This is a genomic window from Nocardioides oceani, assembly GCF_030412965.1.
Classification (GTDB): domain Bacteria; phylum Actinomycetota; class Actinomycetes; order Propionibacteriales; family Nocardioidaceae; genus Nocardioides; species Nocardioides oceani.
This window is the reverse complement of the sequence record NZ_JAUHJQ010000011.1, coordinates 15,237-37,672: the sequence shown is the minus strand read 5'-3', so window position 1 is coordinate 37,672 and position 22,436 is coordinate 15,237. Positions and strand designations below refer to the sequence as shown.

The following is a 22,436-nucleotide window of genomic DNA, read 5'->3' as shown; positions in this document are numbered from 1 at the left end:
CCGGGCGGGCCGGGTGGGCGGTCGCCGGCGCCGGTCCTGCGGTGTGTCAGGTCGGGGAGGTCAGGTCAGGTCAGGGCGGGGAGGGCCTGGGTTGCGGTGAAGACGGCGACGCCGAGGACCAGAGCAGTGAAGACCTGCTGCAGTCGGTCGGTGTCGACCCGGTCCGCCAGGCGAGCTCCGGCGACGGCCGCCAGGGCGGATGCTGCGGTGAGGGCGAGGACCGGACCCCAGTCCGGGCTGGTCCCGGTGCCGGCGCGGACCACGAGGGCCGATGCGCTGGTAATGGTGATGACGACAAGAGAGGTGCCGGCGGCGTACTCCATCGGCAGTGCCAGCGCGAAGAGCAGGGCCGGGACGACCAGGAACCCGCCGCCGACGCCGAGGAACCCGGTCAGCAGCCCGACTGCGGTGGCCGTGATCAGCACCTTGAGGGCGCGCGGGCACTGGCAGGCGAAGGTCGGGCTGAAGGTGATGATCGGGTCGTCGAGCCTGGGGCGGGGGCGGTCCTCGCTCGATCCGCGGCGGTGGCCGAGCTGGCGCCACGCCATCAGGACCCCGACGAGCAGCATCAGGCCCGCGAACGCTGCGAGGAGCGCGTCGTCGGGGACGTGCGCGGCCGCCTTCGCTCCTGCGGCGGCGCCGCCGATCGCCACCGCGCCGAACACCACGCCACGGCCGAGGAGCACGTTGCCTGCCCGGTGGGCGGTGATCGCGGCGATCAGCGAGGTCACGCCGACCACGACCAGCGAGCCGGTGGTCGCCTGCGCCGCGGACTGGTCCAGTGCGTAGACCAGGACCGGGACGGCCATGATCGAGCCGCCCCCGCCCAGCGCCCCCAACGACAATCCGATCAGGGCGCCGGCGGCGACCGCGACGATCACGACGGCGAGGCTCATGTCAGTCCTGCGACCCGTCGCTGGGGCTGACGAGGTGGAGCCCGACCTTCTCGGCGTTGTCGAAGGTGTCGTCGACCGCGACCGGTGTGCGGCCGGCGGCCGCGACGAAGGACGCCGCGATCGAGGCGCGGTAGCCGCCGGCGCAGTGCACCCACACCTCGCCGTCCGGGACCTCTGCGACGCGGCGCGGGAGCTCGTGGACGGGGATGTTGACCGCGCCGTCGATGGCGGCCTTGGCGTGCTCGTCGGCGCGACGGACGTCGAGGACGACGACCTGGCGGTGGTGGCGGACCTGGGCGAGGTCGGCGAACGTCGCGGTCGGGAAGTGGGCGACCTCGCCGGTCGTCCACTGCTCGGGGCCGCCGGTGGCCTGCGCGGCGGGCCGGTCGATGCCGATGCGGACCAACTCGCGCTGCGCGGTCGCTACGTCCTCGGCGGTCTCCCCCAGCAGGGTGAGCGGGGTGCCCCACTCGATGAGCCAGCCGAGGTAGGTGGAGAAGGCGCCGTCGAGCCCGAAGTTGACCGTGCCCGGGGCGTGACCGGCGGCGAACGCGGTGCGGTTGCGCAGGTCCACCACCCACTCGCCGGCCTCGATGCGGCGGCGCAGCTCGGTCGCGTCGGCCTCTTGGACCGGGGAGAGGTCCGGCGCCTGTGGTCCGCGGGCGTTCGCGGGCCCCATGTGGACGTAGTAGGCCGGCCACGCGCCCAGGCCGTCGAGGAGCTCGCGGACGTAGGTCTCCTCGTCCTGGGTCAGCACCGGGTTCGAGTGCTTCTCCTGCCCGATCGTCGAGGAGGTGGCGTCCGACTGGGTCGCCGAGCAGAACGAGCCGAACCCGTGGGTGGGGTAGACCTCGGCGTCGTCGGGCAGCTCGGAGGCGAGCCGGTGGGCAGAGGCGTGCTGGTGACGCACGAGCTCGTCGGTGTGCTCCGTGCCGAGCAGGTCGGGCCGCCCAGTCGCGCCGTAGAGCAGCGACCCGCCGGTGAACACGGCGTACGGCTCCTCGTGCCCGTCGGTGACCGTCGAGAGCGCGTAGGACAGGTGGGTGAAGGTGTGCCCGGGGGTCGCGATGGCGCGGACCCGCATCCGGCTGCCCACCTCGACGACCTCGCCGTCGCGGACCGGGGTCCGGTCGAAGGAGACGTCGTCCTCGGCGTTGACCAGGTACGCCGCGCCGGCGGCCTCGGCGAGCGCCAGGCCGCCGGTGACGTAGTCGTTGTGGATGTGGGTCTCGAACACGTGCGTCAGGCGGACACCGTCGTCCTTGAGGACCTGCTGGACGCGGTCGATGTCGCGCTGGGGGTCGACGACAAAGGCGACCTCGCCGTCGTGGACGACGTAGGTGCGGTCGCCGAGCGAGGGCGTCTCGACGACGCGGACGGTGATCTCGCCGGCAGGGTGCTGCTCGGCCTCGCTCGTCGCAGGGTCGGGGGTGTCGTTTCGCTGGTGGGTCATGGCTGCCTCACTTCTCCACGGGGAGCCCGGACCGGATCCAGGCGCTGGTTCCGCCGGCGACGTTGAAGGCGTCGAAACCGGCTGCGGTCAGGACGTCGGTCATGGCGCTGCTGCGGTTGCCCGAGGCGCACACGACGTAGACGGGCTGGTGGCGATCGATCTCGCTCAGTCGTGCCGTCAGCTGGCCCATCGGGATGTTCACCGCACCGGGGATGTGCCCGTCGCGGTACTCGGCCGGCTCGCGGACGTCCACGATCACGCCCGCGCCGGTAGCCGCCGATGCGGCCTGGTCGATGGTCACCTCTTGCATAACCTGCTCCTTCCGATCGCGATTCAAAATCATCCCCCTGGGGGGTTAGTCGAGAACTTAGCACAACCCCCCAGGGGGTTGTACAGTTGACGCCAGGGATGCCGCACTACGCGACTTCGCATCCCCCAGGAGGGATACCCATGACCGACTACACCATCCGCACGACCGTCGCCCGCCCGTACGCGGAGACGGTCGAGGCAGTGCGCGCCCGACTCGGCGAGGCGGGGTTCGGCGTGCTCACCGAGATCGATCTGCGGGCGACGCTGAAGAAGAAGCTCGACGTCGATGTCGTGCCGCAGGTGATCCTGGGCGCGTGCCGCCCCGAGCTCGCCCACCGCGCACTGGGGGCTGAGCCGTCCATCGCGGCTCTGCTGCCGTGCAACGTGGTCGTGCGAGCCGTCGATGAATCGACCACGGTGGTCGAGGCGTTCGACCCGGACGCGATGATGTCGTTCGCCGCCGAGGGGAAGAATGGTGACGCGTTGCGCGCTGTGGCTGCCGACGCGCGCGAGCGGTTGACCGCAGCCCTGGCTGCACTGGAGGGGAGCAAGTGATGGACCTGGACCCGAGTGAGATCAAGGCGATCATCACGCGCATGAAGCGCGCGAACGGCCACCTGGCCAGCGTGATCCGGATGATGGAGGAAGGTTCGGACTGCGAGTCCGTCCTCACCCAGCTCGCCGCCGTGAACAAGGCGCTCTCCCGCGCCGGCTACGCCATCGTCGCGACCGGCCTGCAGCAGTGCCTGACCGAGTCCGACGAGGGCCTCGACGGTGTGGACGTGAAGAAGATGGAGAAGCTCTTCCTCTCCCTGGCGTAAGTCACGCCGCCTGCGCGGCGGCGTGACGCTAGGCCGCCGGCCCTCGGACGACGAGGCCGGCGGCCTGACCCGCGATCGACGAGCTCATTCAGGACGCGTGGTGACCCGCTCGAGCTCGGGCGCCACGTGTGAAGAGCGGCTCGCCCGTCGCCGCCAGGCGACGGCGGCGGCGGCCAGCGCGACGACCAGCGGAACGGCCCATGCCGGCACCGCTGCCGCCCACTCGGTGACTGCCTGCTGGGCCGAGTACTCCAGGTCGGTGAGGTCGCCGAGGCCCAGGGATCCGGTCAGCCCTGCCGTCCCGTCGTAGCGGAGGAACACGACCCCGACGGCGATGAAGAGCAGACCGGCCAGCAACGAGGTCGTGTGGAGGCGGACCGCCCCCAGCGAGAGCGTGCGGCCACGCAACCATCGGCGGCTCCCGAGGTCGAACCGGTCCCAGAGTGCTGCGAGCACCAGGAGCGGCGCTGCCATGCCCAGGGCGTACACCGCAAGCAGCGCGCCTCCCTCGACCGGCGATTCCTGGGTAGCTGCGACCGTCAGGATCGCGCCCAGCACGGGACCCGAGCAGAACCCTGCGAGGCCGTAGACAGCCCCCAGGAAGAAGGTGGAGAGCCAACCGCCGTTGCTGCGGGCGGAGACGGCCGTTTGGAGCCGCTGCGCGCCGGGGATGGCGAATCCGCGGCCGAACACCTGCAGCACGCCGAGCCCGACGACGGTCCAGCCAGCGACCGCGATCAGCAACGGTCGGTGCCCGTAGAACAGCGACGACGCCGCGCTGGCGCCCGTTCCGAGGGGCACCAGGGTCACCACCAGGCCCAGGTAGAAGACCAGCGTCCGAGCCACGAGGGCTCGTCGGGTGGTGAAGGCGTAGGCGAAGAATGACGGGAGCAACAGGGCGCTGCACGGTGACAGCAGCGCCAGGATCCCGGCCGCGAACGACGCGATCACACCGACCTCGCTCATCAGCCAGCCTCCTGGGCGGCCTTCTCAATGGCTTGCTCGAACACCTCGAGTGGCTGAGCGCCGATCACTGGAACGCCGTTGATGATGAAAGCGGGGGTGCCGGTCACGCCGATGCCCTGGCCCTCCGCGAAGTCGTCCTGAATCGCAGCCAGGTTCACCGGTGACGCGAGGTCCTCGCTGAAGCGGCCAACGTCGAGGTCGAGGTCCTTGGCCACCGCCATCAGGTGGTCCTCGTCGAGCTTGCCGCTGTTGGGGGGCAGCTGGTTGGCGTACATCGCTCGCTGAAACTCCCAGAAGCGGTCCTGGGCAGCTGCCGCCCGCCCTCCCCGGGCAGCCACGGTCGACTCCGGGCCGAGGTAGGGGAAGTCCCGCCACTCAATGCGCAAGGTGCCGTCCTCGACGTACTTCTCAACCAGGACCGGCTCGGTCTCGCGAGCGAACTTCCCGCAGAACGGGCACTGGAAGTCGGAGTAGGCGATGATCACCACCGGCGCATCGACCGCCCCAACCGCCATGGGGTCACCGTCCACACGGCGCACCAGCTGGTCCCAGCCGGCCGGCGGGTCCGTCGGACTTGCGCCGACGTCCGCGGCGTTGTCGACGCCGCGGTCGTCGCCCCCCAGCGCCCCTTGCGCCAAGACGAAGGCGAGGGCGAGGGCCGCAATGACTGCCACAACGATTGGGACGACGGGACTCTTGCGGGACTCAGGCACGAACGGTGTCTCCAAGCGGGGTCTCGGGGGTGGCGACGGAGCAGGACAACTCGCCCAGCAGCCGACGGCGCAGCGCCCACAGCAGGAACAGGACGGCAACGCCCTGCAGGACAGGCTGGAACGGCTCGAACCAGGTCATGGCGCCGGCGGTGCCGAGGGCCAGCAAGACGAGCTTGTTGCACACAGGGCACCCGACCGCGAAGTAGGTGAGCAGGGCGCCCACCCAGCCCCCTCTTCGGGTGGAGGCCTCGTCGACCTGGGCAGCTCGCACGTAGGTGGCCACCAGGGCTCCGCCCAGCAGCGAGGACACGAGGAGCGATGGCCACGCCCACCAGGTCGGCGGCACCTCACGCCCGAAGACGGGCGTGTCGATCAGGTCGGTGGGCACAGCGACGACGAGAACGAACCCGGCCGCCGCCGCGAGTGCTACCAGCCATCGCCGCGCCGGCCACGACGCCAGCACCATCCATGCGGCCCTCATGACGCGCCCGCCGCCACAGGAAGGCCAGCCGCGCGCCACTCCAGCATGCCGTCCTCGAGACGTCTGGCCGCGATCCCTTCACCGCCCAGGATGCGCACCGCGTCGTGCGCCATCACGCAGAAGCTGCCACGGCAGTAGGCCACGACGGCTCCTGCAGAACGCAGCTGCTCGACCTGAGCGCCGAGGTCACCGAGAGGCACGTTCTGCGAGCCAGGGATGTGCCCTGCCAGGTACTCCTCCGGCGGGCGAACGTCGACCAAGGTGACCTCTCCGCGCTCCAGCAATCGCTTGAGGTCTGCACGCGAGACCAGGCCCACCTCATCGGAACCCGGCAGGTTCAAGTACGCCTCCAGAGCCCTGCTCACGTCCGCGGACCGCTCGCGAGCAACCCGGCGCATGGCAACGTACAGCTCCGCGACGTCGTCACCCGCGAGGCGGTAGTACACCTTCGTGCCATCTCGCCGGGTGCGGACGAGGTTGGCGAGTTTGAGGACCTGCAGGTGCGCAGAGGCGGTTGTCATCCCCATGCCCGCCGTCCGTGCCAGGCTCTCGACAGTGCGTTCCCCTTGCGCGAGCAGCTCGACGAGCTCCAACCGCTTGGGGCTGCCGAAGGCCTTGCCCACCACGGCCAGTTCGTCAAACAGATGGTGTCGGCGATCCGAATCCACGTCATCCTCCAATGATCTCTGGAGGACTGTACAACCCCGCGAATGTCGTCCCGCCGCGTGCGGCGCGACACCGCCGTACCCCCTACGGCGCCCTGCTCGTCAGCAGGGAAGACGGTGCGCCAGATTCCGCCGGTCTCGACTGCCCCGGGAGTCTCACCAGCCTGGCTCGGCCCCCGGCAGACCACGGATGCAGCGGGGTCCCCGCAGAACTGATGCGGTTCTACGAGGACAACGTCGTTCGACGACTGCCCGATGGTGTGCTCGACCGAGCGTGGGCGCGCCTTGAGGGGCGCTGGTTCGCGAGCCACCCCGAGCCGCAGGCGAGGCTCGCCGCCATGCACCGCCAGTTGGCCAGCGAGGCAACCGACAGTTGACGCTGAAACTCGATCCCCGCGCGTTTTGTATGACGGTGCTACGTTAGGCGTCATACAGTCTTACGGGAGGTCGAGATGGCTGTTCTGAATATCCGGCTGGACGACCGGGTCCGTGACCGACTCAAGGAGATGGCGGACGACGAAGGGTTGACCCTCAGCGAGTTTGTCCGGGACCTGCTCATGGAGGTCGTCGTTCCCGTGTACGAGGAGGACGAGGGGCGTCGCAGCGAGGAGCCCGCGCCGGAGAGCATGAGGATCATGGACCGGCAGGTGCTCTCGCTGCTGCACCGGATCCTCGCACGGGTCTTGCCAAAGGACGCGAACGACGTTGATGGTGACCCTGAGTACCAGCTGATGCGCGCACAGATCCTGGAGTCCGGCTTCACCGGCGAGTACTCCTACGAGGTTGCCGGATTCCGCACCGAGCTATCGCGGCGCGACTGCCGTCGGGTGGTCGACATCCTGCAGATGTTCCGGATGCTGACCTACAGCATCGCCCACCTGGCCAAGGTGGGCACGCCCGTCGACGGCGAGCTGGCCCGGGCGCTGGAGTTCCAGGGCTTCGACTTCGATGACTCGCTCGAGGGCCACATGGCCGACTACGTCGAGTTCCAGATGCGCGAGCCCGAGCGGTGGACCGAGCTGCGCGACCAGGTCGCGCGTGCCGATGGCGGCAACTCGCACTGGCCGATGCTCGACACCTACCTGAGGATGCTGGCGGAGTTCCGACGGATCATGGACGGCCGCGAGCGCCGCGGGGGGCTGGACCGGCACGACTACCTGCTCTCGGCCGAGGAGCTGCAGCACATCCGCGACGCACGGGTGCACCCGTCGCGGCGCTCGGAGGACTGATCAAGATGAGCTGCGAGCAGCCGAGTGGTGGTAGCCTTGCGCCATCACGACCGGTTCCGCCTACTTCGGTAGGCCCAGGGCCGGTCTTCACTTTTCCGGACGGCCGCCGTGCACGATGACGTGAAGGCGTTCCGCACCTACGAGGAGCAGGTCGACCTGCTCGCCGGCAGAGGCATGGTCATCGGAGACCGCGTCAAGGCGGTCGCGACGCTGCGACGTGTCAACTACTACCGGCTCAGCGGCTACTGGTACCCCTTCAGGCAGCAGGTCAGCGGGACCCGGGTCGACGACTTCTACCCGGGAACCAAGCTCGATGACGTTGTCGCGCTCTACGAGTTCGACGCACGGCTGAGGGCAGCCACATTCTCGGTACTCGCCCCAATCGAGCTGGCGCTGCGGGCCCTGCTCGGCCACGAGCTCGGCAGCGTCGATCCGTGTGCTCACCTCGACCCAGACCACCTCGGTCCCACAGCCCGCAGCGGCAACCAATACCACAAGTGGCTCGCCGGCTACCACGACGAGCTCGCCAGGTCGCGCGAGGACTTCGTCGCCCATCACCACGACAGGTACGGCGGACGTCTCCCGGCCTGGGCAGCCGTCGAGGTCCTCGATTGGGGCGGGTTGTCCTACCTCTACGGATTCGCTCCCCGGCAGGTCCAGGACGCTGTCGCCGACGCGTGTGGTCTGCGCGCACCGCAGCTCGCGAGCTGGCTGAAGGCGCTCAACCTGGTGCGCAACACCTGCGCCCACCACGGGCGGCTGTTCAATCGGGTTCACACGATCACGCCGAGGCTGCCCAAGGTCGGCGTGCACGCCGACCTCGATGCGGTGTCGACCGACTGGTCTCGCACGTTCGGGCAGCTGACGCTGGTCCAGTTCCTGCTCGACCGTCTACAGCTTGGGCGGACCGCCCTGCTTCCGGCTGTCTTCAAGAGCTACCCGACGACCGTGCAGGCCGTGCCGATCGCCCACACCGGTGCTCATGCCGACTGGCAGGGCTCGAGCACTCTCTGGTCGAACTGACCTGCTCGGCGCATCACGTGAGCCACAAGGCCCCGCGGCATCCGCCCGAGGATCTCCACGTCGTCATTGCAGTCGCCCGCGCTCGTCCGAGGCATCGGCGTCGTCGGAATCCGCCTCGTCAGACGTCCGCATGCGGCGGGACTGGTAGAGGTAGCTGCCGATGAGCCGAATCAGCTCGTCGGCGCGCTCGTTCTCGCCGGTCAGCGCGCCGGTGAGCTTGCCGAACGCGCCCTCGTTCAGTACAGCGGCGTCGGTGAGCGTCTCCCGAAGATCCGGCGAGGCCAGGAACTGATCGACTGCGTTGTGGTCGATCTGGTCGGCGATGCGGGGGTCCTCCTCGGCCATCCCGGCCGCGGCAACCACGAAGCCCTCGATCTGCGGGTCGGCGAACTCAGCCCCGAAAAGGGCGTTGATCCGGGCGACCACGTCGGATAGCAGCGCCTGCTGCGGATCCTGACGCGACACCCCCGACCCGACCCCGGAAATGCCTCCCAGCGCCGGCGTGTCGTGGTCCCCGGACAAAGCGATATCGGCTTTCCCCTGGTCGATCTGCCGCACGCGGCGCAGTTCGAGGCCGGACACGTCGACGTCCGCGGACCCGTCACCATGAACTACCAGCAGCCTCGTGAGCTGCCGCAGGAACTCGGCCAGCTTCTCCAGGTCGCTGGTGCCGTAGTCGACGACCTGAGACATGAAGTCGTACAGGCGCACGTAGGAGCCGCAGTCCTTGCGGAACGTCCGCAGCTCGTCGAGCGCTTGGGTGTCTTGGCGCTCAAGCGCATCTGCCCAGCGGGTGGCGAACTCGTCGCGCGCCGGCGTCACTGCTGCCGCGAGCGCGGCGTGGGACTGCTTCGGCACCCACCATGCCGCCGCGTAGCGCTCCACGTCGGCGGGCACGTAGATTCGCGCCTGGGCCAGCTTCGTGGCCAGCCGGTGGACCAGGTTCGGGTCCGTCGCGGTCTCGACATGCGCCTCGAGATAGTAGGTCAGGAATGCCTCGCGGATCTCCTCGGGATCGTTGACAAAGTCCAGCACGAACGTGCGGTCCTTCACCTCTCCCGAGGGTGCGCGGTAGGTGCGGTTCAGCCGCGACAGCGTCTGCACCGCGTGCACGTCCGGAAGCTTCTTGTCGACGTACATGGCGCACAGCAGCGGCTGGTCGAAGCCGGTCTGGAACTTGTCAGCGACCAGCATCAGCCGGTACTCGGGGCGGCGGAACTCCCTCGCGAGGTCGGACCCGAGACCAGGGTTCATGGATCCCTCGGTGGCGTCGACCAGGCCGTACTCGTCGTCGCTGATCTTGTCGGAGAAGGCCACGATCGTCTGATAACCGTAGCGCTTCTGCTGCAGGTACCTGTCGGTCTCGATCTTGTAGCGGACCGCGGCTTGGCGCGACTCGGTGACGACCATGGCCTTCGCATGCCCGTCCAGCAGGTGGGCGACGTTGGCGCGAAAGTGCTCGACGATGATCTCGACCTTCTGGCCCACGTTGGTGGGATGCAGGTTCGCGAACCGCATGATCCGGCGTGTGGCGACCTTCGGGTCGACCAGCCGGTCGTCCTCGGTACTGGCGATCCCGGTGACGACGCCGGCCTCGCCGCGCTGCTCGATCTCGAACGCCGTCTTGTAGGTCTGGTAGCCGCGCAGCACGTCAAGGATGAAGCCCTCCTCGATCGCCTGCCGCATCGGGTAGACGTCGAAGGAGACGGGCATGCCCTCGTCGTTGTCACGGCCGAACAGCATCTTCGTCTTCGCCTTGGGCGTCGCCGTGAACGCCAGCAGGGATACGTTCAGGGCACCGGCCCGGGCTGCGGTCTCAGCAGTGATCCTCTGCTCGCGGGCAACGTCGGCCTCGACGAGCTCGTTGACAACGTCCTGCGCGTCAACCTCCTCCTCGGTGGCGACCTGCCCGCCCTCCGTCAGAACCTTCTTCAGGTCTGCGGCGGTCTTGCCGGACTGGGAGGTGTGCGCCTCGTCGATGATGACCGCGAAGTTCCTGTCGCCCAGCGTCGTCTCCAGCAGCCCCTTCACATTGGGGAAGGTCTGGATGGTCACGACGATGATCAGCGCCGACCCGGTCAGGGCGTCGAGCAGAGCCCTCGACTTCGAGCCGCCGGAGCGGCGCACGGCCGCGGAGTCGATGACGGCAACGGTGCCGACGGTGTCGTCGACCTGCTCGACCGCCTGCTGCAGCTGCGCGTCCAGGACCCGGCGGTCGGAGACGATCAGGACCTTATCGAAGACCTTCTCGTTGGTCTTGTCGTGGAGCCGGGCGAGCCGATGGGCGGTCCACGCGATCGTGTTCGTCTTCCCCGACCCGGCGGAATGCTCGACGAGGTAGCGCCGACCGGGCCCCTCGTCGGCGATCGTCTCGACGAGCTTCCTCACCGCGCGCCATTGGTGGTAGCGCGGGAACATCAGCGTCGTCGACCGCTTGATCCGGCCGGTGGCGGGGTTCTCGTCAGCCTCGGTCTTGAGGAACATCTGGGAGCCGAGGATGGCCAGCCAATTGTCGCGCTGCAGCACTTGCTCCCAAAGGTAGGACGTTGCCGCCCCATCAGGATTGCCCGGGTTGCCGGCAGCGCCGGTGTCCTCGTGCCCCCTGTTGAAGGGCAGGAAGTACGTCTTCTCGCCCGCCAGCTTCGTGGTCATGTGGACCTGGTCATCGTCCACTGCGAAGTGCACCAGGGCACGCGTGCCGAAGCCCAGCAGCGGCTGTCCCGCCGGGTCGCGGTCCTTGCGGTACTGCGTGACGGCTGTTCGCCACTCCTGCTTGAAGAACGACTTCAGCTCGATCGTCGCAACCGGGAGGCCGTTCACGAAGAGTACGAGGTCGATCGACCGGGAGTCGCCACGCTTGGGTGAGAAGTGCACCTGGCGGACCACTCGCAGCCGCACCTTGCCATAGTGCTCGGTGACGTCGCGGTTGAGTGTGGTGGCCGGCTTGAACTGGCACATCCGCAGGTGCGCGGTCGCACCGCGGGTGTGGGAGAACTTCCGCCGCAACACGTTCAGTGTTCCGCCGCCAGAACTCATCGGCGTGTCCAGCCGGGACACGAGCGAGTCGAGAAGCGCTTCGCGATCGGCCTGCTCAGCGCCCGTGCCGACCCGGACGACCTTCGCGTACTCGTCGGGCTGCGTCTCGCTCAGCCACCAGTGCACGTCCTCGGGCCAGATCGCCCGCTCGACGTCGTAGCCCTCGTCGGACTCGCTGTACTCCCAGCCGTTCGCGGCCAGGTACTCGGCAATCTCAGCCTCGAACGCGTCCTCGCGCGTACCGTCCGGTACTGCCATGGGTCTCAGCTCGCCTTCCGTGCTGTCCGTACGTCGATCTGCCCGGTCACTGCTGCCGTGATCAGCGCCGAGCGCCGCTCCCTGGCGAGGGCGATGTGCTCCTCGGCCTTGGCGATCAGGGCGTCGATGCGAGAGGTCTCATCGTCGAGTCGCGAGACGATCCGCGATTGCTCCGAGATCAGCGGCATCGCGACGCGGATTCGCCGAATGTCGTCGGTGTTGAGCATCCCCTGGGCAGCGCCGCTTTCGGCACCCTTCTGTCGGATCTCCCGATACGACGCCCGAAGGGCCCAGAGCAAATACTCCGACTTCCACTTCGATTGGTCCGGGGCGATATAGGCGAGGTTCTGGCTCAAGGTCGCCCGAACTCGGCTGATCGTCGCCATACCCCGGGTGGGTCCTTGACCGATCAGACCGATGAGCAAGTCGCCCGGCTCAACCATCGGTAGGTGACACTCGCGCACGGCTGCATCGGTCACAAGTTGGTCCGCGGTTGTCACCTCAGGAAGGTTGACCGCGGCTGAGGTCAACCACGGCACGTCGCCGTCGCGCCAGTACCGATCAACGTCTCGTCGTGGCGTGGAGCCATTGCCGACCTTCGCGGATCGGCCAAGCTTGTCGACGGGGAATTCGCCCGTTCGTTCTGTGATCGCCAGACGGACGACGGTGTCACGTCGCTCCCGAAGCAACCCGATGAACTCCCCCTGCTTCGCCACAAGGGCGTCGATCTGGGCCGTCTCGTGGTCCAGGTAGTCGGCGATGGCACGCTGCTCGTCAACATGCGGGAGAAGGAGATCCAGCGACATCAGGTCAGTGGCTGTGATCGCTGGATAGGACACACCGACGCTGTTCGCGACGACCTTGTCGACGAACTCGTCACCCTGGAGCACGTAAGCAAGGAACCGCCGGGAGACGTCCGCCCGCGGGTGCAACACCGCGAAACCCGTCGAAAAGACCAGTTTCTCGTCCGTCTCGGGAACCGTCGCTACCGCGCGCAGATACGTCCGAACCGTGGAGATGACAGTGTCACCCGGTTCTGCCAGTCTGCGCGCACGGGATGGGGCGTCGCCGAATCGAGTCGTGTCATCGGGGATGTCCATTGTTCCTTGCCCGACGGCGCTGATGTCGACGTACTTGAATGTGTGGTCATCAGACGTCGACTCCGAAAGCACATGTCTGTTGCAATCGGCGACGTACTTGAGGCGCGACCGTTCCCATACCGCCGGGCTCACGACTCGACCTCGCGCAGCAGGACCATGATCTCGCCCACGACCCTCTCGAGGTCGGCGTCGATCTCACCGATGGGCCTCGGCGGCTCGTAGGTGTAGAAGTGGCGGGTGAACGGGATCTCATAGCCGGTCTTGGTCTTGTCCCAGTCGACCCAGGCATCGTCGACGTGCGGCTTCACCTCGGCGTCGAAGTAGGCCTGAACGGTCTCCTCGAGCGCCTCGTGCGTCTTGGGGTACCCACCCCAACCGAAGGGCACGTTCTCGGTGTCGCGCAGCGCCGGATCAGGTTCGATCTCGCCCTTGTTCTTGCCCGACGTGGTTCGGCAGTAGTCGGCTGTCTCGTCGTGGACGCCGATCGTCTGCCACAGCGTCTTGCGCTGGGCGGCTGTCAGGCTGACACCGTGGTCACGTAGATGGATGCCGATGTCCTTGTTGAACTTCTCGCGGTTGAGGTAGACCGCATCGCCAAAGGATTCGAGGGCTTCGCGCAGACCGTCGATCTTGCCGAGCGTCTTGTGCTCCGCGACGGCACTGATCGTCTCGGAAGTGCACTCGAAGCGGAGCTGGAGCGGGCGCTCGACTGTGACGGTCCAGTAAGCGAAGTCACGGTTGCTGAGGACCTTCACCGGCACCGGGCTCTCATTCTCTGCCGTGGTGCCGGCGAACGCACGAACGATCGCGTCGCGGTCTCCTCTCGGCGATCTCGACCCGCTTGGAGCCGATCGACTTGCGCAGCTTCGACCCCAGCCCGGTGGCGTCGATCAGCTGCACCGTGCCCTTTCGCTCGGCCGGCTTGGAGTTGGACAGGATCGACAGGTAGGTGGCGATGCCGGTGTTATAGAACATGTCGTTGGGCAGCGCGACGATCGCCTCGACCAGGTCGTTCTCGAGCATGTGCCCGCGGATCTCCGAGGGGCCCGAGCCCGCGCCGCCGTTGAACAGCGGCGAGCCGTTGAGGACGATGCCCGCCTTGCCGCCGCGGCCAGTCTCGTCGACGTCACGCATCTTGGACGCGACGTGCAGCAGGAACAGCATCGCGGCGTCGCCGACGGCCGGCAGCCCCGGAGCGAACCGGCCCTGGCCGCCACGGGCGTGCTCGTTCTTCACCTCGGACTCGACGGCCTTCCAGTCGGTCCCGAACGGCGGATTGGAGAGCACGTAGTCGAAGCGCCGGTCCTCGAACCTGTCGACGACCAGCGTGTCGCCTTGGCGGACGTTGGACGGGTCCTGACCCTTGATCAGGAGATCCGCCTTGCAGATGGCGTAGGTGCGCGGGTTGATCTCCTGTCCGAACAGCGCCGTGGAGGCGTCCGGGTTGAGATCGTGCAGATGCTCGTCGGCGACGGTGAGCATGCCGCCGGTGCCGACCGTCGGGTCGTAGATCGACCGCACGGTGCCGCGGTCGCGCAGTGCTTCGGTGTCGTCGGCGTAGACCAGGTCGACTAGCAGCCGCACCACGTCGCGCGGCGTGTAGAACTGGCCGGCGCCGTCGTTCGCCGACTCAGCGAAGCGGTAGATGAGGTTCTCGAAAAGGCCGCCCATATCGGCGTTGGAGACCTCGTCGGGCGACAGGTCGATCCGCTCGAAGTGGCGAGTGACCTGGGCGAGCCGGTCGCGTGACTCGAGCGTGCGGATCACGTTCTCGAAGTCGAAGGACTTGAAGACATCGAGGTTGGACGAGAAGCCGCCGACGTAATCGATCAGGTTCTCTGCCAGGTTGTCTGGATCCTGTAGGGCCTTCTTCAGTGTGTAGTCGCTGGTCGTCCAGAACGAGAGCCCGGCGGAGTCCTCCGTGCGCGTTCTTATCTTCAGGTGGGTTCGCCGCTGCTGTTCTCCCTGGTACTGCGCGACGATCTCCGCCATCGCCTCGCGGTGCGGGCCCATGACGCACTCCAATCGGCGCAGGACCGTGAAGGGCAGGATCACCGAGCCGTACTCTGCCTCGGCGTACGGACCCCGGAGGGTGTCGGCAACACTCCACACGAAGCTGGACAGGACGGACACGGCAGGGGGTTCTCCGGATTCTCAGACGCCAGGGCGTGCCACCTGAGCCACCGGCAGAGGCGATTCACACGACACGTGGAACCACCCTAGTGACGACGGCCGACGGAGATAGGCGACTCGAGAGAACGGGCCGAACCGGCGGCTGAGTTGCCCAGTGCGGACGGCCGCTCAGGGCCGACGCTGTCAGCGGCGCGGCGTGCCGTTCCGCCGCGGCCGGGGACGGTTGACGTCCTGCCGACCGCGCGCTGCTCCCTGCGAAGCGGTCGGCGCCGGCGTGCCGTCGCCGGTGTCGATCGGGATCTCGAGACGGGAGACGATCCGGTAGCGCAAATCGCGGGCGGGGCTGTCACCCAGCGGCTTCTCGGTGACGATCGCACGGGTGGCGGCACCGACCTCGTGACCCTGCTCGTGGGCCTGCTGCAGCATCGCTGCGGTGGCCGGCCAGTCGCCCTGCTCGAGCAGGCGCGGGTCGAGTTCGCGGGCTAGCGGCGCCCACCGCTCGGCGGGCGTCTTGTCGGCCGCTGCCGCCATACGAGCGCGGACGTCGCTGCTCTTGTGCAGCTCGGCCAGAGCCGCCTTCCGAGGGTCGGCATCCCACGTCTTGACCGCGTCGCGCAGGTCGCGGCGGGCCTGCAGCTGGGACAGCTGCAGCCGTGCCCGCACCTGGTTGACGCCCGGCTCCCAGGCCCGGCTGGGACGGGCCGAGAGGATCCGCATGGCCGCCACCCGCGCCTGCTCGGGTGCGAGGTTGTCGAGCCGCTCGGTGAGGAGCTGGTCGCCGAGGGCACGGAAGGCGGGCTGCCCGCTGGCCACCGCGGCGGTGAGCGCGGCCGGACCGCGCTGCGCCAGCAGGTCGGCCGGGTCCAGGCCGTCGGGGAACCGGGCGAAGCCGGGATCCAGGCCGTGCGGGGTGAGCATCCAGAAGTCGCGCTCGGCCGCGACCTGACCGGCCAGGTCAGCGTCGGTGGCCACGATCGGGTCACGCCCAACGGCGGCCAGTTGGGCGGCCTGCTCGTCGGTCAGGGACGTGCCAAGCGGCGCCACGCCGAGGTAGAGGCCGGCGCTGGCGATCGTGACGGCGACGGCGTCCATCGGGCCCTCGACGATCACCGGGACGGCACCTTCGGCGAGCAGCTCGTCGACGACGCCGAACAGTTGCGCACCCTTGTGGAACAGCGGGGTGTCGGCGGTGTTGAGGTACTTCGGTCCGGCCTTGTCGGTGTCGGTGAGGTCGGGGCGGCGGCGGCCGACGAAGCCGAGCACCTCGCCCTGGTGGATCATCGGGAACATCACGCGGTCACGGAACCGGTCGATGAGGCGGCCGGTGCTGGCCTCGGTGGCGACGCCGGCGGCCAGCATCTCTGTGTCGCTGACGCCGCGGCCGCGGAGGTGGTCAACCAGGTTGGTCCACCCGGCTGGCGCCTGACCGGGGCGGAACCGTGCGGCGCCGGCGAGGTCGACACCGAACCGGCCGGTGAGGTAGTCGCGGCCCCAGGAGTCGGTGAACCGGGCCTCGAAGAAGGCCTGGGTGAGCTCGTTGATCTCGACCATGCGCTCACGCGTCACGGGGGAGGAGTGCCACTCGTCGGCCCGCTGGTACATGAGCCGGATGTCGGCGTCGGTGGGCTCCAGGCGGGTGCCGCCGAGGTCGCGGAGGTAGGCGGCCAGCGTGAGGTCGGGTTCGACGTACTGGTCCTCGTCGACGTCGACGACCAGATCCTCCTCGAGCACGTCGACCAGGTGCTCGTCGACCACGTCGACGGGCGGATCGAGGTCCTCGGCCAGTGGCCACGGGGCGTCGTCGGGGTGGTCGACGAGCGCCACGGGGTCGGGCTCGACGCCCTCCCACAGGTCGGCGGGCGGCTCGTCGAAGTGGACCTCGTGCGCGTGCTCGTCGGGGGCGGTCTCCATCGCGATCGAGGTCCGCCAGACCAGCGCCTGGCACTCGTCGACGCCGTCCCAGCCGTCGCTGGGCATCGCTCGGCCGGCGCCCAGCAGGGCCTCGAGCTGCCAGCCGCGCTGCAGGCCGTGGTCGACGTTGGAGACCAGCGCCGGCCACCAGGTGCTGGCCTGGATGCTCGCGGCCCGCTCGGGACCGAACAGGTCCGCGAGCCGCGGCGCCCAGTCGGTGGTGACGCTCTCACCGTGGGAGCCGTCGCCGATCTGCGCGGCGACCGCCGGCGTGAGCTGGCGGGCCATGCGCCACCACAGCGCTGCCGCGGCGTGCTCGTCGGGCAGCGGGCCGGCCGGGTGATCGGGCGCGGAGGCGGCGCGCAGCAGCTCGTGGGCCGTGACACCGGCACGCGACATCGCGGCCAGACGCTCGGCCAGCAGCGGGGTGAACTCGTCGTCGCGGACCTGCGGGGCCAGTGTGTAGAGCAGCTGACGCCATTCCTTGAGCGCCGGCGTGTGGTCTCCGGTGACGGCCCGGTTGAGGCGCCGCTGCCAGGTGGAGGAGGCCTTCTGGAGCTGCGGAGCGCCGGTCGGTCGACGGTCGTCGACGGGGACCTGCATGGCTGCCCGCCAGACCTCGACGTCGGCCACCGTGGCGGCCTCGGGGCGGATGCCGTTCTGCGCCCACACCGGCAGCCCACCCTTGCCAGCCTGCTCGGCTGCGCGGGTGTGGACCTGCTCGGTGAGCTGCTCGACCAGGTGCGCGCGCTGGGTGAGGTAGGCGCCCCAGTGCGGGTCCTCGGCCAGACGTGCCGGGATCGCGGGCATCCAGGGCAGCAGGCCGGCGCCCGAGTTGCGCAGACCGGAGGCGTCGAGGCGCCAGTCCAGGACCGCGGCCCGGTCGTTTGCGCTGGCCAGCTCGCGGTCACCGGCGGCGGCGCGGAGCGCTTCGACGGGGTTCTCCCCGGCCGCGCCGAGCAGCAGCAGATGGGCGCGCAGGGTGGGCCAGGCGGCCTCATCCGACAACCCGGGCGCCAGTGTCTCGACGGCGGTGTCCAGCGCGTCGACCAGGTTGACCGTGGTGCCGTCGGCGCCGGTGATGGTCTCGTGGCGCAGCAGGTCCTCGGCGGCGACGTAGAGGCTGTCGAGGTAGCGCTGGGAGGCCTCGCCCAGCCGGGCGGCCGGGTCGGCCTGCTCGCGGACCAGGCTGGTCGCGGACCGCTGGGCGTCGTCGCGGGCCAGCATCGAGGCGAGGATGTCGGTGGGGGTGAGCGGCCGAACCAGCGTCGGGTGGATCACCGAGTGCGGATCCCCATCGCCCACGACCTCGAGGTAGACGTGGTTGGCGTGCGCGCCGCGGGTCATCATCGTGTAGAGCTGCTGGCGCGACTCGGCGCCGGTGGCCAGGCCGTGCATCGTGTCGGCGGTGACGCCCTGGGCGGTGTGAACGGTGCACGCGTAGCCGAGCTCGGTGGAGCGGGCGACGTACTCGGCGGGCAGGCGCACGGTGCGGCCGTGCTGGGTGTGCTGGACGGTCAGGTCGCCGCCGTCGTGGATCTCCAGGACGGTCCAGCGGTCGCCGTTCTTCACCCAGTCGGTGGCTGAGGTGCGCAACCGGCGGTCGTTCTCGCGGGTGATGATCAGCTCGCCGATCGAGGCCTCGTTGCCGTCGGCGAGCCGGCGGACCGGGCCACTGGCCGCAGCGTGAGTTGGGTCGGCGGCCGCCATCTCTTCGAGGCGGTGGGCGCGGGCCTGCTGGTTCAGCTCGCTGACCAGGTCGCGGGTGGGGGCGAGCATGATCGAGTCGAGACCGGCTGCGCGGTCGGCCTGCCAGGCGGCGAAGACGTCCTCGGTCATGGTGGCCAGGTCGCCGACGTGGACGCGGTCGCGGTCGAGGTAGAAGCCGAGCGCCTCGGCCTTGCCCTCGCGCAGCGCGAGCGAGGCGGAGCCCTCGGCGGGGTCCTTGAACCGGACGAGCTCGGTGAGCTGCAGCGCGCCGTGGGTGGCGCGGATGTCGCGGAGCACTCCGCCAGCGCCGATCGCGGAGAGCTGCTGGTCGTCGCCGATCAGCCGGACGCTGCCGCCGCGCTCGAGGATGTAGGAGACCGCTGCGTCCAGGGAGAGGGTGTCGGCCATGCCGGCCTCGTCGATCACGACGAGGGTGGAGGAGTCGATGCCGGCGACCCAGTCCGGCATCGCGGCACCGGTCTGCCGGGCCTGCTCGAGGGAGTGCGTGAGCTTGGCAAGGGTGTCGGTTTGGGTGTCGATCTGGGAGCCCATTGATGTGCGGAGGGCGTCCGCGGCCGCGGCTGACGGCGCGAGGCCGATGATGGTGCCGCCGCCATCAGCCCAGGCGCTGGCCAAGGCTCGCATTGCGGTGGTCTTGCCCGACCCGGCAGGCGCGATCGCCAGCTGGAGCCGGGCGCCGGAGGTGGCCATCTCCCGGACCAGGGTGGCCTGTCCGGCGTTGAGGGTGATGCCGTTGGCGGTCGACTCCAGCAGCGCCAGCTCGACCGAGGACTCCTCGACGGCGTACCCGTCGTGGCGGCCGGCGGCGTCGACCAGGCGCTGCTCGGCGGCCAGCACCTTGCTCGAGGTGAACAGGTCGGCGCCGGCCTGGGTGTAGACCGAGGAGCCGTCGACGCGGCGCAGCTCGGCCGGTTCGCTGATGGTGTCCCAGGGGCGGGCCATGCTCACCGAGTGGTCGTCGAGGACCTCGCTGACCAGCAGGTCGACGACCTGGGAGACCTGGTTGGTGGGCACATTGGCGGCCCGGACCTGACGCTGGGCCTCGGCGTAGACGTGCCAGTACTGCCACGTGGACCGGGTGCCCTCCATCGTCGCCACGATGCGGTCGGTGGTCTTGGCGAACCAGGCTGAGTCGGCCAGCGAGCGGGCCGCGCCCTTCGGGTTGAGGGCCCCGTGGACCATCTGCATGACCCGCTGCGGGGTGCCCAGCACCTCGACCGCCTCGCGGTGCCACGCCTCGCGCTGCTCGGCCAGCGAGCGCGGCTCGTGCTTGGCCTCGCGGGTCTCCAGCGTCGCCTGCTGGGACAGCTGGATCGTCTCCACCGGAGTCGGCGGACGGCCGTGGGTGGCCTGGAACGCGGCCGCGAGGACCTTGCGACGGTCCTCGACGTCGAGCCGGCGCTTGGAGAAGCGGCGGTTGAGCTCGGGGCCGACGCCGACGATCTCACGCACCGGCCGCTTGCGGGCGTCCTCGTTCGGGCGCTCCTCAAACCGGACGCCGAGGGCGTCGACCAAGTGCCGCTCGAGCGCGGTGTTGTAGGTCTCCGAGGCCGAGACCACCGCCTTGTGCAGCGGCCGGCCGTCGATCGCCAGCCACTTGCCGTCGAGCGTCTGGACCTTGTTCGCCACGGCCACGTGGGTGTGCAGGTCGGGGTCGCCGGCGCGGGAGTCGCGGTGGGTGAACGCCGTGGCGACCAGGCCGCGGACGTCGACCTGGCGCACGCCGTTGGTGCCCTGGCGGGTGAACAGTGCCTTGGACTCGATGAAGTCCAGGGCGTCCTTGATCGCCGCCTGGTAGGCCCGCTCGATCACCGCGGCGGTCTTCGGGTCGGAGATCGCCCACAGCACCGAGACGCTCTTGACCGGGGAGAAGGTCAGGTCGTAGCCGGCCACCGCGTTGGTCTTCGGGCGGGAGTGCTTGGCGATCGTCGCGGCGAGCTCGCGGGCGTCGGCCGGCTCGCGGCCGTGCTCGGCACGGAAGAACTCTGCCGCCACCTCGGTGCGGATCTTGGCCCGGTCGGCCGCGGGGACCGGCCAGTCACGGGGCAGGCCGGCGGCCTCGTTGAGGGCCGCGATGCGCTTGGCGACCTCGACCCGGAACGGGCTGATGTCGTTGTCGTAGACCTTGTACGGGGTGCCGAGGCGGACCGCGGTCTTGTAGTCGGCCTCGGTCGGGCGGCCGGCCTCGTCGCGGCCGATGCGCAGGTCCAGCTCCTTGGTCCGCTGGGTGGCCAGCGGGTGGTGTCCGGAGCCGAACAGGCTCTGCATGTGGTCGGCGGTGACGATGTCGCCGGCATCGAGTCCCTCGATGCCCTCCATGCCCGATCCGAGCCACACCCCGGGGGTCTCGCCCTTCTCGGTGTAGTAGCTCGCCAGCCCGGTGTGGCCCTTGTCGGTGGCGTCCATCGCTGCGACCTGACGGGTCAGGTAGTCGTACCCCGACCCCGCCGTCAGCTTGTGGAGGCTCATCGTCACGGTCACCTACGTGCGTGCGCGCGCGGCAGGCGATCACTTTCGGCCGGATTTCTGGTGTGTTCTTTCTATTCGGCAGACCGAGAATGCAAGAGGTGTGTGGCACTTGGTCGGTCGCGAGAAATCGGGGAGACGCTGAGGGGTGTCGGTGACGGCTGGGGCGTCGGGTTTGGATCGGGCTGGCTGGACGGGTTCGGCTGTGTCGGTGGGGGAGTGGATTTCGAAGGTTTCTGGGGTTTGGTGATCGCTCGGGGACCGGGACATGTCGTAGGTGACTGTCAGAGTCCATGTCGACGCGAGTGAGGACCGGATGAGTCAGCAGACGATCAAGCAGCAGGCGCGGCGTACGGCGCGGGAGATGGCCGAGAAGCGGCGCAAGGAGCGCGAGGCGCGAGAGCGCCGGGTGATCGACCTGGCCGAGCAGGTCATGGTCGCCATCGGTGAGCGCGACGCGGCTGTGGCCGAGACCGAGAAGCGCGCCGGTGAGGCGCTGCGGGAGCTGACCGAGCGCGAGGGCCTGTCCCTGAGCGAGGCCGTCGAGTGGTGCGGCGAGACGGTGACGGTGCGCGAGGCCACGCGGCTGCGGCGGCTCGCCAGCGAGCCCCAGGCCGACGGCGGCCGCGAGCAGGGCGGCGACGGCACGTCCGCGCTGGCGGCTGCCGAGAGCGGGGGAGCGGGTGCCGGTTCGTCGGCTGGATGACGCCGGCCTCGCGGCGGTCGCGGCAGCGATTGCCGATCCGGCCGTGCTCGCGCGGTACCGGGCGAAGGTTGCCACGGTGCCGGGCAGTGAGTGCCTGTGGTGGACCGGAGCGGTTGCCGGCCGGTCCGATCGTGAGCGCACGGACGGCGGCGGGCATGGCCGGTTCTGGTACGCGCCGGGGCGGGTGATCATCGCCCACCGGTTCGCGTACGCGGTCATGCACGGCGTGGACGTGCTCGCGGAGGCGCGGCTGCTCGGGCATCGGTGTCACAACCCGCTATGTCAGCGGATCGCACCTGATCATGTCGTGGTGTCGAGCGCGGCGCAGAATCGGCGCGAGTGGTCGGTGCAGCGGCGGCTGCCCTACAGCCCAGTGGCCGATCCGCGCGGGCCACGTCGGCGGGCGCGGGAACTGCGCGACCTGGTGCGTGCGGACCCACAACTGGTGGCCGACGACCTCGCGCGGCTCCAGGAGCTGCTGGGCGAGCAGCTGACGCTCTGGTGAGGTTGGGCCGATGCAGAAGGCCCCGCAGCGGACA

Annotated in this window: 18 protein-coding genes; 6 read left to right on the top strand and 12 right to left on the bottom strand. The window is 69.4% G+C overall.

What is annotated here, in order from left to right; all coding sequences use genetic code 11:
* Positions 1-65 precede the first annotated feature (65 nt).
* Genes QWY28_RS19770 through QWY28_RS19760 form a run of 3 tightly spaced genes read right to left on the bottom strand, consistent with a single transcriptional unit; the run spans position 66 to position 2,659 of the window.
* Positions 66-896 carry a sulfite exporter TauE/SafE family protein gene (locus tag QWY28_RS19770; RefSeq protein ID WP_300954400.1) on the bottom strand — a complete coding sequence of 277 codons (831 nt, stop codon included), beginning with the start codon at positions 894-896 and terminating at the stop codon, positions 66-68.
* A gap of 1 nt (position 897) precedes the next feature.
* Positions 898-2,349, bottom strand: a complete 1,452-nt coding sequence (locus QWY28_RS19765; protein ID WP_300954398.1) for an MBL fold metallo-hydrolase — start codon at positions 2,347-2,349, stop codon at positions 898-900.
* 7 nt (positions 2,350-2,356) lie between these two features.
* A complete protein-coding gene (locus tag QWY28_RS19760) occupies positions 2,357-2,659 on the bottom strand; it encodes a rhodanese-like domain-containing protein (protein ID WP_300954397.1) in 303 nt (100 codons plus the stop codon).
* A gap of 140 nt (positions 2,660-2,799) precedes the next feature.
* On the opposite strand from QWY28_RS19760, the gene QWY28_RS19755 reads away from it, so the two are divergent.
* Both QWY28_RS19755 and QWY28_RS19750 read left to right on the top strand, forming a co-directional pair.
* On the top strand, positions 2,800-3,213 hold the full coding sequence (locus tag QWY28_RS19755; RefSeq protein WP_300954396.1) for a DUF302 domain-containing protein: 414 nt from the start codon (positions 2,800-2,802) through the stop codon (positions 3,211-3,213).
* On the top strand, positions 3,213-3,479 hold the full coding sequence (locus QWY28_RS19750; RefSeq protein WP_300954394.1) for a metal-sensitive transcriptional regulator: 267 nt from the start codon (positions 3,213-3,215) through the stop codon (positions 3,477-3,479). The genes QWY28_RS19755 and QWY28_RS19750 overlap by 1 nt, the downstream gene beginning before the upstream one ends.
* Before the next feature lie 84 nt (positions 3,480-3,563).
* Here the strand turns inward: QWY28_RS19750 and QWY28_RS19745 are convergent, their stop codons facing one another.
* From QWY28_RS19745 to QWY28_RS19730, 4 genes are read right to left on the bottom strand one after another with little or no spacing between them, the layout of a single operon-like run.
* Positions 3,564-4,445, bottom strand: coding sequence for a cytochrome c biogenesis CcdA family protein (locus QWY28_RS19745; protein WP_300954393.1), 882 nt, complete (start codon positions 4,443-4,445; stop codon positions 3,564-3,566).
* Positions 4,445-5,158, bottom strand: coding sequence for a DsbA family protein (locus tag QWY28_RS19740; RefSeq protein ID WP_300954392.1), 714 nt, complete (start codon positions 5,156-5,158; stop codon positions 4,445-4,447). The genes QWY28_RS19745 and QWY28_RS19740 overlap by 1 nt, the downstream gene beginning before the upstream one ends.
* Positions 5,151-5,624 carry a hypothetical protein gene (locus QWY28_RS19735; RefSeq protein WP_300954390.1) on the bottom strand — a complete coding sequence of 158 codons (474 nt, stop codon included), beginning with the start codon at positions 5,622-5,624 and terminating at the stop codon, positions 5,151-5,153. The genes QWY28_RS19740 and QWY28_RS19735 overlap by 8 nt, the downstream gene beginning before the upstream one ends.
* An 11-nt stretch (positions 5,625-5,635) precedes the next feature.
* On the bottom strand, positions 5,636-6,307 hold the full coding sequence (locus tag QWY28_RS19730; RefSeq protein ID WP_300954389.1) for an ArsR/SmtB family transcription factor: 672 nt from the start codon (positions 6,305-6,307) through the stop codon (positions 5,636-5,638).
* 449 nt (positions 6,308-6,756) lie between these two features.
* Between QWY28_RS19730 and QWY28_RS19725 the strand changes: the two genes are divergently transcribed.
* Together QWY28_RS19725 and QWY28_RS19720 are read left to right on the top strand one after the other, a co-directional pair.
* Entirely contained in the window at positions 6,757-7,533 is a 777-nt protein-coding gene (locus tag QWY28_RS19725) for a YfbU family protein (RefSeq protein WP_300954388.1), read from the top strand.
* A 120-nt stretch (positions 7,534-7,653) separates the two neighbouring features.
* Entirely contained in the window at positions 7,654-8,556 is a 903-nt protein-coding gene (locus tag QWY28_RS19720) for an Abi family protein (protein ID WP_300954387.1), read from the top strand.
* Positions 8,557-8,619: 63 nt separating this feature from the next.
* Here the strand turns inward: QWY28_RS19720 and QWY28_RS19715 are convergent, their stop codons facing one another.
* The 5 genes from QWY28_RS19715 to mobF all read right to left on the bottom strand — a co-directional run bounded on the left by QWY28_RS19715 (position 8,620) and on the right by mobF (position 21,194).
* Complete coding sequence (locus QWY28_RS19715) at positions 8,620-11,850, bottom strand: type I restriction endonuclease subunit R (protein WP_300954386.1); 3,231 nt, start codon at positions 11,848-11,850, stop codon at positions 8,620-8,622.
* Between the two features lie 5 nt (positions 11,851-11,855).
* Positions 11,856-13,082 carry a restriction endonuclease subunit S gene (locus tag QWY28_RS19710; protein ID WP_300954385.1) on the bottom strand — a complete coding sequence of 409 codons (1,227 nt, stop codon included), beginning with the start codon at positions 13,080-13,082 and terminating at the stop codon, positions 11,856-11,858.
* Complete coding sequence (locus tag QWY28_RS19705; RefSeq protein ID WP_300954384.1) at positions 13,079-13,711, bottom strand: hypothetical protein; 633 nt, start codon at positions 13,709-13,711, stop codon at positions 13,079-13,081. Before QWY28_RS19705 ends, QWY28_RS19710 begins: the two co-directional genes overlap by 4 nt.
* 7 nt (positions 13,712-13,718) lie before the next feature.
* Complete coding sequence (locus tag QWY28_RS19700) at positions 13,719-15,083, bottom strand: type I restriction-modification system subunit M (RefSeq protein ID WP_300954383.1); 1,365 nt, start codon at positions 15,081-15,083, stop codon at positions 13,719-13,721.
* Between the two features lie 183 nt (positions 15,084-15,266).
* Positions 15,267-21,194: a MobF family relaxase gene (mobF, locus tag QWY28_RS19695; protein ID WP_300954382.1), complete on the bottom strand. Its 5,928-nt coding sequence runs from the start codon at positions 21,192-21,194 to the stop codon at positions 15,267-15,269.
* 313 nt (positions 21,195-21,507) lie between these two features.
* Between mobF and QWY28_RS19690 the strand changes: the two genes are divergently transcribed.
* Both QWY28_RS19690 and QWY28_RS19685 read left to right on the top strand, forming a co-directional pair.
* A complete protein-coding gene (locus QWY28_RS19690) occupies positions 21,508-21,897 on the top strand; it encodes a hypothetical protein (RefSeq protein WP_300954380.1) in 390 nt (129 codons plus the stop codon).
* Positions 21,875-22,402: a hypothetical protein gene (locus QWY28_RS19685; protein ID WP_300954379.1), complete on the top strand. Its 528-nt coding sequence runs from the start codon at positions 21,875-21,877 to the stop codon at positions 22,400-22,402. Before QWY28_RS19690 ends, QWY28_RS19685 begins: the two co-directional genes overlap by 23 nt.
* Positions 22,403-22,436 lie beyond the last annotated feature (34 nt).